Origin of the sequence: Streptomyces sp. NPDC005899, assembly GCF_040629645.1 — a bacterium.
Classification (GTDB): Bacteria; Actinomycetota; Actinomycetes; order Streptomycetales; family Streptomycetaceae; genus Streptomyces.
In genome coordinates this window covers 1-12,348 of record NZ_JBEXWB010000182.1, presented here as the reverse complement: position 1 = coordinate 12,348, position 12,348 = coordinate 1, and the positions used below count along the sequence as shown (strand labels likewise).

Here is a 12,348-nt window from a genome sequence, read left to right as displayed (position 1 = left end):
CCCGCGCCCGCCCCCCGGGGCCCGCACGAGGCCCGGGCCGTACGAACCAGCAGGCCACACGGCTCAGGAGGCCCCTCACGGGCCTCTCCGGCGGTCCCCGGCTCCCCCCGGGCCCCGGGGAGCCGTCGGCCCCGCCGGGCGCCCGCCGCGGCGCTCGCAGGGCGTGCGGAGCCGGGGCGGGTGGGCCGGTCGCGGCTCCGGGTACGCCGACGGGCGGCCGTCCGGTCCGGACGGCCGCCCTTCTTGATGCCTTGGGGGCCTTACTTGCCCTTGGCGGCTTCCTTGAGCTTGGAGCCCGCGGAGACCTTCACGCTGTAACCGGCCGGGATGTTGATCGGGTCGCCGGTCTGCGGGTTACGAGCGGTGCGAGCGGCACGGTGGGTGCGCTCGAAGGTCAGGAAGCCGGGGATGGTGACCTTCTCGTCGCCCTTGGCGACGATCTCGCCGACGGTCTCGGCGAGGGCGGCCAGAACGGCGTCGGCGTCCTTGCGGGTCACCTCGGCACGGTCGGCCAGGGCGGCCACCAGCTCACTGCGGTTCATGTTGTTACTCCCGTGTTCTTCTTGCCTGTGAGGCGTGAGATCGAAGCCGATGCTGCCAGGGCCCTCTGACAGTCCCCGGACCCGGGTCTGATGTCAGACCCTCGCGCCCGAATACGCATCCTGCCCCCACCTGCGGCGCTAACGCCAATCCGGAACCCCTGGACGTCACACGAAAAGCGCCACTTGACGCCCGTGGTGACGTTCCGTCGACTTCTTGGAGCGGTCCGCAGCGGATGCCGGGCCTGTGGGGTTCGCTGCCCGCCCACCCTAAAGGGGCGTTTGGGACGCCGCGACCCGCGACGCGCCGTACGGCGCCCTGACGTGAGGCAGGACACCGCCCGCGGGTGGCCCCGGACGGCCCTCGCGGACGGTGTGGGCACCGCCGGGCCGGGTCAGGCCGGCTCGGGCGCCGCCTCGGCCACTCCGGCCGCCTTGGCGGCCTCGCGCACCGCTCCGGCGACCGCCCCCGCGACCTTGTCGTTGAAGACCGACGGGATGATGTAGTTCGCGTTCACCTCGTCCTCGGCGACGACACCGGCGAGCGCACGCGCCGCGGCGAGCATCATCTCCGTGTTGACGGTGCGGGACTGGGCGTCCAGCAGGCCGCGGAAGACACCCGGGAAGACCAGCACGTTGTTGATCTGGTTCGGGAAGTCGGAGCGCCCGGTGGCCACAACCGCCGCGGTCTCCCGGGCGATTGCCGGGTCCACCTCGGGGTCCGGATTCGCGAGCGCGAACACGATCGCGCCCTCCGCCATCGCGGCGACGTCGCCGCCGTCCAGGACGTTGGGGGCGGAGACGCCGATGAAGACGTCGGCGCCGACGACGGCCTCCTTGAGGGTGCCCGTGACACCCTCCGGGTTGGTGTTGTCGGCGATCCACCGCAGCGGCGAGTCGGGATCGGCCGGGGCGAGGTCCTCGCGGCCCGCGTGCACCACACCGTGGATGTCGGCGACGACGGCGTGCTTGACGCCCGCCGCGATGAGCAGCTTCAGGATGGCCGTGCCGGCGGCTCCCGCGCCGGACATGACGACCCGCACGTCACCGATCGACTTGCCGACCACGCGCAGCGCGTTCGTCAGCGCGGCCAGGACCACGATCGCCGTGCCGTGCTGGTCGTCGTGGAAGACGGGGATGTCCAGGGCCTCGCGCAGCCGTGCCTCGATCTCGAAGCAGCGCGGGGCGGAGATGTCCTCGAGGTTGATGCCCGCGAAACCGGGGGCGATCGCCTTCACGATCTCGACGATGGCGTCGGTGTCCTGGGTGTCCAGGCAGAGCGGCCAGGCGTCGATCCCGGCGAAGCGCTTGAAGAGCGCCGCCTTGCCCTCCATGACCGGCAGGGCCGCCTTCGGGCCGATGTTGCCGAGACCGAGGACCGCCGAACCGTCCGTGACCACGGCCACGGAGTTCCGCTTGATGGTGAGGCGGCGGGCGTCCTCGGGGTTCTCGGCGATCGCCATGCAGACCCGGGCCACACCCGGGGTGTAGATCATCGAGAGGTCGTCACGGTTGCGGATCGGGTGCTTGGAGGCCATCTCGATCTTGCCGCCGAGGTGCATGAGGAAGGTGCGGTCGGAGACCTTGCCGAGGACGACGCCCTCGATGTCCCGCAGGCCTTCGACGATCTCCTCCGCGTGCGAGGTGGAGGACGCCGCGATGGTGACGTCGATCCGCAGCTTCTCGTGGCCGGAAGCGGTCACGTCGAGGCCGGTGACCGAACCGCCGGAGGACTCCACGGCCGTGGTGAGCTGGGAGACCGCTGTGCCGCTCGCGGGCACCTCCAGCCTGACCGTCATCGAGTACGAGACGCTGGGCGCCGTTGCCATGGCGAGTCCTTCGCTTTCCTTAGCTTCATTGCTGGCGCGCAGGCGGGGCAGAGCCCGTACGCGCGTTCCGAATGGTCGCACCTACCGACCGGTAGCCGGTAATAGCTGCCACCTTTCGGAAAGTTTTTTCCACCATACGAGAAGTCGCCGTCCCGGGGAACCCCGGCCGGGCGTCAAACGCAAACAGACCCGCGCCACCATCAGGTGACGCGGGTCTGTCTTCTCGCTGTGTGACACCGGCCCGCCATGCTCGCCTCGCGGCAAGTGGTCGCTCGAAGCGACGAAGGTTGGGCCCGGGGGCTTGGATCGAGCCGGTGCCGACACCAAGGCTAACAAAGACCTCGGAAAAGTGATTCCCGTACGGCGCGCCGACTCGAAAAAAGAGCCGACGGCCGTCACGGGCCGCTCCCACGCGGCAGCGGGCACCGCGGTCCCGGACCCCGGTCCTCAGTCCCTCAGCAGGTCCGGCACCCCGTGCTCGTCCGGCATGTCGCGCTCGCCGGAGACCACGGTGAGCTGCTGCGTCGCGCGGGTGAGCGCCACGTACAGCACCCGCAGCCCGGCCGGGGACTCGTCCGCGATCTCCGCGGGCGAGACGACCACCGTGGCGTCGTACTCCAGGCCCTTCGCCTCCAGGCTGCCCAGCGCCACCACACGCTCGCCGAGCTCCTGGAGCCAGCCCCGGGCCTCCGCGCGGCGGTTCATCGCGACGACGACGCCGACGGTGCCGTCCACCTCCGCGAGCAGCCTGCGCGCCTCCTCGCGCACGGTCCCGGCGAGGTCCCCGCCGCGCACCGTCTCGAAGCGCGGCTCCACGCCGGTGGAGCGCACCGCCGCCGGGGACTCCATCCCCGGCATGGCGAGCGCCAGCACCTTCGCCGCCAGCTCGGCGATCTCGGCCGGGTTGCGGTAGTTCACCGTGAGGGTGAACCGCCTCCGGGGCCGGTTGCCGAGCGCCTCGTCACGGGCCGCGGCCGCCTCGTCCGGATCGGACCAGGAGGACTGGGCGGGGTCGCCGACGATCGTCCAGGTGGCGTGCCGGCCGCGGCGGCCGACCATGCGCCACTGCATGGGGGTCAGGTCCTGCGCCTCGTCGACGATGACGTGCGCGTACTCGGTGCGCTCCGCCGCCAGCCGCTCCGCCCGCTCCCGCTGGGTCTCCTCCCGCCGGGGCATCAGCTCCTCCAGACCGGTCAGCTGGTCCAGGGGGTCGAGCTCACGCTTCCTCCTGGGGCGGTGCGGGGTCCCCAGCAGCGTCTGCAGCTCGTCCAGCAGGGCCACGTCGTGGACGGAGAGGGGCCCCCCGCCGTCCTCGCCCAGCCGCTTCAGCGAGCGGGCCAGCCGGCGCACCTCGCCCTGGTTGAGGATCCGGCGCGCCCACCGGCTCAGCCGCCGCTCGTCGGCCATGGCGGCCAGGACCCGGCGGGGCGTGAGCTCCGGCCACCAGGCGTTCAGGAACTCCAGGAACACGGGCTCGGTGGAGACGTCCTCGTCGAAGGAGGAGCGGAGCTCCGCGACGAGCTCCGGGTCGGTGTAGCGGCCCCGGCCCGAGGACTTGCCCCACAGGGCGTCCAGCAGCAGTTTGCGGGCGCGCGGGCGCAGCAGGTTCACGGGCGCGGTGCCGCCGAGGACGTTGTGCCGGATGCGCCGGAGCTCGTCCGCCTCCAGTTCGACCCGGGCGCCGAAGGCCACCACCCGGAGCCGGTCCGGCGTGCCCCGATCCGCCTGCGCCTCCGCCTCCGCCTCGCCGAAGGAGAGCTGCCCCTCCCGGGCCGCCGGCCGCGCGGCCGGTTGCTCCAGGGCTCCACGGGCGGCCTTGCGCAGCACGTGGAGCATCCGGGACGAGCCCTTGATCCGGGCGACGGCGGGCTCGTCGTACGTCGTGGCCCCCTCGGTGCCCGCGGCCTCGTCGGAGAGCGAGCCGACCGCACGGATCGCGACCTGCCCCTCCTCACCGAGCGAGGGGAGCACACCTTCCGTGTACGCGACCAGGAGAGGAGTCGGGGAGACGACGAGGATGCCGCCCGCGTACCGGCGCCGGTCCTGATAGAGGAGGTACGCGGCCCGGTGCAGGGCGACCGCCGTCTTGCCGGTGCCCGGTCCGCCGGACACCTCCGTGACGGAGGCGGCCGGAGCGCGGATCACCAGGTCCTGCTCCGCCTGGATGGAGGAGACGATGTCGCGCATCGTGTGGCTGCGGGCCTGGCCCAGTGCGGCCATCAGTGCGCCGTCGCCGATGACCGGCAGTCGCTCGCCGTCCCGGAACGCGGTCAGCTCCGGGCGCATCAGGTCGTCCTCGACCCCGAGGACCCGGCGGCCCTTGGAGCGGATGACCCGCCGTCGCACGACTCTGCCCGGGTCCTTGGGCGTCGACCGGTAGAACGGCGCCGCGGCCGGGGCACGCCAGTCGATCACCAGCGGCGCGTAGTCGGAGTCCAGGACTCCTATGCGGCCGATGTGGAGTGTCTCCGCGATGTCGGCGGTGCCGTCCTCCCGTACGGAGTCGTCGGCGGGTTCGACGGAGGTGAACGCGCCGTCCGGGCCGCGCTCGCCGTCCTTGCCGCGCAGCAGGTCGATCCGGCCGAACAGGAAGTCCTCGAACTCGCTGTTCAGCCGGTTGAGGTGGACACCGGCGCGGAAGACCTGCGCGTCCCGCTCGGCGAGCGCCCCCGGGGTGCCTACCTGGCCCCGCTTCCCGGCGTCCCGCATGAGAAATTCCGCCTCGTGGATCTTCTCTTCGAGGCGGTGGTACACCCGGTCCAGATGTTCTTGCTCGACTCCGATTTCCCGGTCCCGCAACGAATCGACAGCGGCATCCTGCGCGGCCACCGAGGCCCCCTTCTGACGTGCATCGGGCAGCCGTCAACCGTACGCGAAAGGGGGGCCTCGCGCACCTGCGGCCCGCGTTGCGTTCCGGGTACTTCCTCCGGGCCGGGTCCGGCCCGGAGGAAGTACCCGCAACCGCCCGGTCCGGAGCGGGACCTACGCGTCGATCTCCACCAGCCGCTCGCCGTCGAACGTGCGCACCTCGAAGTGGTCGATGTCCTGCCGGGCCATCGCCGTGCCACCGTGCACGTAGAGCGGGTTCCTCGCGCTCGCGTGGTTGGAGTCCTCGATCCCGTACCCCCACGTCGGCACCGACCAGGAGGTGACGACCTCCTCCTCCCCGGAGCGGGAGACGGCGACCAGGCGGCACTTCCGGGGCCCCTTGACGTTCTTCAGTTCCAGGACGGTGTGCGTGCCCCAGGCCTTCGGCTCCATGCCGATGGCCGCGGCGACCCGGGTGGTCGGGTCGGTCGCCCGCAGCTTCTCCTTCATGTGGTGGAAGAAGGCGTCCTCGGCGGGGCTCGTGGGATGGGGACCGGCGGCCTCCACCTGTGTGCCGGACCCCTCACCGCCCGTCGACGCGACCACGGCCACCGGGCCCCCGATGACGAGGACCGCCGCCGCCGCGACCAGGTAGCCGGTCCGCCGGCGCCGCTGCGACCGCTTGCGCGCGACCTCGTCGACCAGTCCGGCCAGGAGCCGGGGCGCGGGCCGCTCGGGCACGTGCGGGACGGGGCGCGCGCCCGGCTCGGCGGGTGCTTCCGCGAGCATCGCCAGCACGGGCTCCATCCCGGCGAACTCGTCGAGGTGGGCGGCGCACAGCGCGCAGTGGGCCAGGTGCGCCTCGAAGGCGCTCGCCTCGGCGTCGTCGAGGATGCCCAGCACGTAGGCGCCGGCGGCGTCGTGTTCCGGGCCCTCCCGGGGGAGGCCGAAGGGGTCGGCCGACGGCCCCTGCGGCCCGGACGGGCCGCGGGGGCCTGCCGGCCGGGGCCCGAAGGGCTGCCATTCCTGGTCGCTCATGCCGTGATCCCCCTCTCCTCCAGCGCGAGTTTCATCGAACGCAGTGCGTAGAACACGCGGGACCGCACGGTCCCGCTGGGAACGCCGAGCACTTCGGCCGCCTCGTTGACCGTACGGCCCTTGAAGTAGGTCTCGACCAATGCTTCCCGGTGGGCGGGGGTCACATCGTCGAGTGCGTCCGAGAGCGTCATTAGCCACAACGCCTTGTCTATCTCGTCCTCCGCGGGAATGACCTCCAGCGGCGACGGATCGACCTCGCGCGGCCGGGCCTGCCGGCTGCGGTGGCCGTCGATGACGATGCGCCGGGCGACCGTCACCAGCCAGGGGCGGACGGAGCCGGTGGCCCGGTTGAGCGAACCGGCGTTCTTCCAGGCACGGATGAGCGTTTCCTGCACGACGTCCTCGGCCCGCTGGCGGTCCCCGGCGACGAGCCGGAGCACGTAGGCGAGCAGGGGCCCGGCATGTTCCCGGTACAGCGCCCGCATCAGCTCCTCGTCGGGGACGGCGGAGGCTGGGCGGGACGGCCCACCGCGGTGTCGAGCCCTGTGCGGACGGTCATCGGCCACGGCCGCATCCTTGCGCACCCGAACCTCCCGGTCGAGACCCTGTGGAGCTCTGTGACCATCGATACGGGCCCGGGCGCCGGTTCATTCAGCGGACGCGGGACTTTCTTCCGGCGGGGTGCCCCCCACGCGGCGGTGGCGGTGTGTCACCGCACGGCCTTCAGGCGGCGGTGCCGGGCCACCCGCTCCCGGTTCCCGCAGAGCTCGCTGGAGCACCAGCGCCGCCGCCGGCCCCGTGAGGTGTCCAGGTAGAGCCGTCGGCAGGCATCGCCCTCACAGCGCCGCAGCCCCGCCCGGGCCACCGGGTCGGTCAGCAGGTCCACGGCGTCCCGGGCCACCGCCGCCAGCAGGGCCTCGCAGGAGGGGGCGGAGCCCAGCTCCCGTACGAGAGCGCCGCTCCGGCCCCGTACGGCCCGCACTCCGGGCGGCGCCACCGCCGCCAGGGCGTTGACGTCCTCCAGGGGGCCGCCGTCCTCCGGGTGGCTGTCGGCGCCGTCCCCGGCCAGTTCCGCGGTCATGAGCCGGTCGAGGCACGTACGCGCCTGCCGGAAGCGCGCCACCCAGGTCTCGTCCACGCCTCCCAGGTCCGTCCCCGCGGGCACCAGCCCGCAGGCCACCAGCCAGTCGGCGAGGCGGCCGGGGCGGTCGAGCTGCTCCTGGCCGCCGGAGGTGCCCGCTCCCGTCGCCACCAGGTCGAGACAGACCCGGCCGGAGTCGAACCGCCGGCCGCGCGCCGTGCCCGTGCCCGCCGCCATGAGCCTGTCACCGCCTCGGGTCACCTGTGGGGAGCCGTCCGTGCAGGGAGGTCCCGTCCAGAGTGCCCGCCGCGGGCCCGGCCCGGAACCCCTCCTGCCGCCCGGAGCGGTGCCCCACCGTCTCCGCACGCACCACCGGCACGCTCACCGGGGCGCGCGGTGGGCGCTGCTCAGCGCTGCGGCGGCCCGTCGTGCAGGATCCGCTGGAACAGCCGGTGGTCCGCCCACCGGCCGTCGATGTGGAGGTAGCGCGGCGCCGTACCGATCTGCTCGAAGCCGCACTTGGCCAGCACGCGCTGCGAGGCGGTGTTGTCGACCACCGTGCCCGCCTCGACGCGGTGCAGCCCGAGCCCGTCGCGCGCCACCTCGCAGACCCGGCCGACGGCGGCCGTCGCCAGCCCCCGGCCCGCCCGGCCGACGTCCACCCAGTAACCGAGCCGGGCGTTGCGGAACGGCCCGCGTTCGATGGAGGCCAGCGTCATCGCGCCCACGACCCGGTCCTCCTCGTCGGCCAGCACCCAGGGCATCGCACGCCCCGCGTCCCGGTCCGCCAGCAGCCCGGACAGGCGCCGGGCCTGGCCCTCGGGGGTGTAGAACTCCTCGGGCCGTACGGGCTCCCAACGGCGCATGTGGGCGCGGCTGCGCGTCAGGGCCTCGGCGAAGGACGCGGCGTCGCCGAGCGTCGCGGGCCTCAGCCGGACGTCCGCGGTCAGACGGTGGATGTCATCGGTCATCCCGGCACGGTATCCGCCCGGCCCGGACGCCGCCCGGCCCGGTCCGGGCACCGTCGTACCCGCCTCAGGTACCGGCGTACTTGGTGTCGGCCGAGGGGTCCAGCGCCAGCCGGTAGCCCCGCTTGACGACCGTCTGGATGAGCCGCGCCACCCCGAGGGCGGTGCGCAGCCGGGCCATCGCCGTCTCCACGGCGTGCTCGTCGGTGCCGCTGCCGGGCAGCGCCCGCAGCAGGTCGGAGCGGGAGACGACCCAGCCCGGCCTGCGGGCGAGCGTGTGCAGCAGGGCCATCCCCGCGGGCGGGACGGGGCGCAGGGCGCCGTCGACGAGCACGGCGTGCCCCCGGATCTCGACCGTGTGGCCGGCGACCGGGAGCGTGCGCGCCCGGGCGGGCAGTTGGGCGCAGAGGAGCTGCACGAGCGGGCCGAGCCGGAAGCGTTCCGGCTGGAGGGTGTCGATGCCCCGCGCCTGCAACGGCAGGGCGGTGACCGGCCCCACGCACGCCGCGACGACGTCGTGGCCCAGGGCGGACAGCACCTCGGGGAGCATGCCGCGGGACTCCGCCCTGTTCAGGTAGGAGGCGGCGGCGGGGGCGCTGGTGAAGGTGAGGGCGTCGAGACCGCGGGCGACGGTGACGTCCAGCAGGCGGTCGAGGGGCGTGATGTCCTCCGGCGGCATCCACCGGTAGACGGGCACGCCCACGACCTCGGCGCCCGCCGCCCGGAGCGCCTCGACGAAGCCGGGCAGCGGCTCGCCGTGCAGCTGGAGGGCCACCCGGCGGCCGGCGACCCCCTCGGCCAGCAGCCGGTCCAGGACCTCGGCCATCGACTCGGACCCGGGCGACCACGCCTCGGTGAGCCCGGCGGCCCGGATGGCTCCCTTGACCTTGGGGCCGCGGGCGAGGAGTTCGACCCCGCGCAGCAGCTCCAGGAGCGCGTCACCGACACCCCAGCCGTCCGCGGCCTCCACCCAGCCCCTGAAGCCGATGGCGGTCGTGGCGATCACGACGTCGGGGGCGTCGTCGATCAGTTCCTTCGTGGCCGCGAGGAGTTCGCTGTCGTCCGCGAGCGGGACGATCCGCAGCGCGGGCGCGTGCAGGACCGCGGCGCCCCTGCGCGTGAGGAGCGTCCCCAGCTCCTCGGCGCGACGGGCGGCGGTCACCCCGACCGTGAAGCCCGCGAGGGGCCCGTGCTGTGCGTCGTCGTCGTGCATGGCGTGATACCCGGCTCTCGTCCCGCTGGTGCTCGATGGTGCGGAGGACCGAGACTGCCAACCCTGCGTGACAGGCTCGGTTCGCTTGTATTTCCCGCCCGTTACGTCACATGACGCCTGGGGGCCATCCTCACACCTCGGCGTAGCTGAGCTGGGGCTTCGCGGGCACCGCCGCGGGGCGCCGAAGGTATACCGCCCACGTGAGGGTGAAGCAGACGGCGTAGAAGACGAGGAAGGCCGAGAAGGCGGCCGTTCCGGCGCCCGAGGCCGCGAAGGACTGCCGGAAGGCGAGGTTGATCGCGAGGCCGCCCAGTGCGCCGACCGCCCCGATGAGGCCCATGGCCGCACCGGACAGCCGCCTGCCGTACGCCGCCGCCTCGTCCCCGCTCAGTCCCCTGCCGATCCCCTGGGCGTGGAAGATGCCCGGGATCATCTTGAACGTCGAACCGTTGCCGAGTCCCGTCAGCACGAACAGCGCGATGAAGCCGATGAGGAACACGCCCAGCGACTCGATCCGGGAGGCGTACACCACCACACCGGTCGCCGCGGCCATCGCCGCGAAGTTCCACAGGGTGATCCGGGCGCCGCCGTACCGGTCGGCGAGCCAGCCGCCGGCGGGGCGGATCAGGGAGCCGAGCAGGGGGCCGGCGAAGGTGAGTGAGGCGGCCTGGAGCGGGGTCCGGCCGAACTGGGTCTGCAGGACCAGGCCGAAGGCGAAGCTGTACCCGATGAACGAACCGAAGGTGCCGATGTAGAGCGTCGCCATGATCCAGGTGTGCGGCTCCCGCACCGCCTGGAGGGCCGCCCCGGTGTCGTTCTGCACGGGCCGGAGGTTGTCCATGCGCAGCGCGGCGCAGACCGCGGCGACGACGATCAGGGGCACGTACACGCCGAGCACGATCCGCGGGTGGGCCGCTCCCGCCGTGCCGATCACCAGGAGGCCGACCAGCTGCACGACCGGTACGCCGATGTTGCCGCCGCCCGCGTTGAGACCGAGCGCCCAGCCCTTCTTGCGGAGCGGGAAGAAGGCGTTGATGTTGGTCATCGACGAGGCGAAGTTGCCGCCGCCGATGCCGGTGAGCCCCGCGACGACGAGGAACGTCGTGTACGAGGTGCCGGGCTCCATGACCAGGAACGCGGCGCCGGTCGGCACCAGCAGCGACAAGGCGCTGAAGACCGTCCAGTTGCGCCCGCCGAAGAGGGCGACGGCGAAGGTGTACGGCACGCGGACGACGGCACCGACCAGGGTGGCCGTCGAGATGAGGAAGAACTTCCCGGCCGGGTCGATCCCGTACTCCGGTCCCATGAACAGGACCATGACGGACCACAGGGACCAGACCGAGAATCCGATGTGCTCGGAGAGCACGGAGAACCACAGGTTCCGCCGGGCGACCCGCTCGCCCGTCTCGTGCCAGAAGGTCTCGTCCTCCGGCTCCCACTGCTCGATCCAACGACCGGCCATCACGCGCCTCCACAGGGGTCGGGGTGTTGTGCTCCCGACGCTAGGGAGGTCGCGTTTCGGCGCCGTGCCGTGAGGTGACCGGTGCGCAACCTTGCTCTCACTCGGCCGGTGGGGGCGCGGTGAGCCGGGCCCGCCGCACCCCTGCCCGGCGCCTCAGACGCGGGCTCGGCCCCTGGTGGACCCGTTGGGCCACAGGCGCGGCCGGCGTTTCGCGGCCACGTCCTCGACCCAGCCGAAGGCGAGGATCGCGACGCCGAGCAGCGGCCAGATCAGGACGAGGATCAGGCCGTTGTACGACTTCTCGATGTACGGGCCGAAGGCGTCGCCGAACCACGGGATGTTCCAGGACTGGTCGATGAGCTGTGCGGCCGCCATCAGGAGGATGTTGTGCCACAGGTAGATCGTCACGGCCCGGTTGTTGGCGAGCGTGACCAGGCTGTCCCAGCCGGCGAGCCTGCCGGGCAGCTTCTGCCAGGACGGCGCGTACAGGAGGAGGATCGCGCAGAAGCCGAGGGACCAGGTGGCCTGGGCGAGGGGGATCTCGTCGAGGTTCCAGCCCTCCTCGGTGAGGTGTCCTGAGGCCCACCACAGGCCGAAGCCCATGACCATCGCGGCGCTTGACACCGCCAGGTAGCGGGGGACCTCCTTGAGCAGCCCGTCGTTGTGGGCGAACCCGAGGACCCAGCAGGAGCCGAAGACGGCGAAGTCGATGAGCCCCTCACCGAACATGCCGGGGACGGTGACCAGGCCGGTGCCGATGACCGCGGTGAGGGCGATAGGGGCGAGCAGGGTGACCCACGGCAGCCTGCGGAAGGCCTTGAGCAGCAGCGGTGAGGCGAGCACGAACCAGAGGTAGGCGCGGACGTACCAGAGCGGTCCCACCGCCTGGTCGGCCCAGGACACCTCCAGCCACCCGCCGGTCGAGCCGCTCTCCTCGGGGTAGGGCGGGGAGCCGACCGGGAGGATGTAGCAGCCGATCTTGACGAACCACCACAGCCCCTCCTCGCGCACGGGTTTCCAGCTCAGCGCGAACATCACCGGCACGACGAGGAGGGAGAACGCCCACATCGGCGGGAGGAGCCGGCGGAGCCGGCCCCGGATGACGCTCCACGCCGGGCGGGCCAGGGAGCGGGCCATCAGCGAACCGGCCAGGGCGAACATCACGCCCATGGACGGGAAGAGGACGGTCAGCCAGGCCCAGCCGAAGAGGTGGAAGCAGACCACGCGCACGAGGGCGACGGCCCGCAGCAGGTCGAGGTAGCGGTCGCGCCCCTGCTTCGGCGGGGCCACGGGCGCCTCGGCGGCCCCGGAGGGCGCCGGGGCGCCCCCTCCCGGGGCCGGGTCCGGGAACACGGGCAGGGCGACGGTCGCCGGGGCGGTGCGGGCCTGCGCCGCAGGGGCGGTGGCCCG

At 73.0% G+C, this 12,348-nt stretch carries 10 protein-coding genes; all 10 read right to left on the bottom strand.

Annotated elements, in window-relative coordinates:
* Positions 1–260: 260 nt before the first annotated feature.
* The 10 genes from ABZ371_RS20130 to ABZ371_RS20085 all read right to left on the bottom strand — a co-directional run bounded on the left by ABZ371_RS20130 (position 261) and on the right by ABZ371_RS20085 (position 12,228).
* The gene (locus tag ABZ371_RS20130) at positions 261–542 is read right to left on the bottom strand and encodes an HU family DNA-binding protein (protein ID WP_003968811.1); all 282 of its coding nucleotides are present in this window, start codon (positions 540–542) and stop codon (positions 261–263) included.
* 392 nt (positions 543–934) lie between these two features.
* The gene (locus ABZ371_RS20125; protein WP_358681328.1) at positions 935–2,368 is read right to left on the bottom strand and encodes an NAD-dependent malic enzyme; all 1,434 of its coding nucleotides are present in this window, start codon (positions 2,366–2,368) and stop codon (positions 935–937) included.
* 447 nt (positions 2,369–2,815) lie between these two features.
* Positions 2,816–5,197, bottom strand: a complete 2,382-nt coding sequence (locus tag ABZ371_RS20120; RefSeq protein ID WP_358681325.1) for a UvrD-helicase domain-containing protein — start codon at positions 5,195–5,197, stop codon at positions 2,816–2,818.
* A gap of 153 nt (positions 5,198–5,350) precedes the next feature.
* A complete protein-coding gene (locus ABZ371_RS20115; RefSeq protein WP_358681322.1) occupies positions 5,351–6,214 on the bottom strand; it encodes a zf-HC2 domain-containing protein in 864 nt (287 codons plus the stop codon).
* Positions 6,211–6,798: a sigma-70 family RNA polymerase sigma factor gene (locus tag ABZ371_RS20110; protein ID WP_358681319.1), complete on the bottom strand. Its 588-nt coding sequence runs from the start codon at positions 6,796–6,798 to the stop codon at positions 6,211–6,213. The genes ABZ371_RS20115 and ABZ371_RS20110 overlap by 4 nt, the downstream gene beginning before the upstream one ends.
* A 125-nt stretch (positions 6,799–6,923) precedes the next feature.
* The gene (locus tag ABZ371_RS20105) at positions 6,924–7,532 is read right to left on the bottom strand and encodes an ABATE domain-containing protein (protein WP_358681316.1); all 609 of its coding nucleotides are present in this window, start codon (positions 7,530–7,532) and stop codon (positions 6,924–6,926) included.
* 170 nt (positions 7,533–7,702) lie between these two features.
* Positions 7,703–8,266, bottom strand: coding sequence for a GNAT family protein (locus tag ABZ371_RS20100; protein WP_358681313.1), 564 nt, complete (start codon positions 8,264–8,266; stop codon positions 7,703–7,705).
* Between the two features lie 64 nt (positions 8,267–8,330).
* Positions 8,331–9,476, bottom strand: coding sequence for a uroporphyrinogen-III synthase (locus ABZ371_RS20095; protein ID WP_358681310.1), 1,146 nt, complete (start codon positions 9,474–9,476; stop codon positions 8,331–8,333).
* Between the two features lie 130 nt (positions 9,477–9,606).
* Positions 9,607–10,938, bottom strand: coding sequence for a nitrate/nitrite transporter (locus ABZ371_RS20090; RefSeq protein WP_358681307.1), 1,332 nt, complete (start codon positions 10,936–10,938; stop codon positions 9,607–9,609).
* Between the two features lie 153 nt (positions 10,939–11,091).
* Positions 11,092–12,228 (bottom strand): acyltransferase, encoded by a 1,137-nt coding sequence (locus ABZ371_RS20085; protein ID WP_358681344.1) that lies wholly within the window; start codon positions 12,226–12,228, stop codon positions 11,092–11,094.
* Positions 12,229–12,348 lie beyond the last annotated feature (120 nt).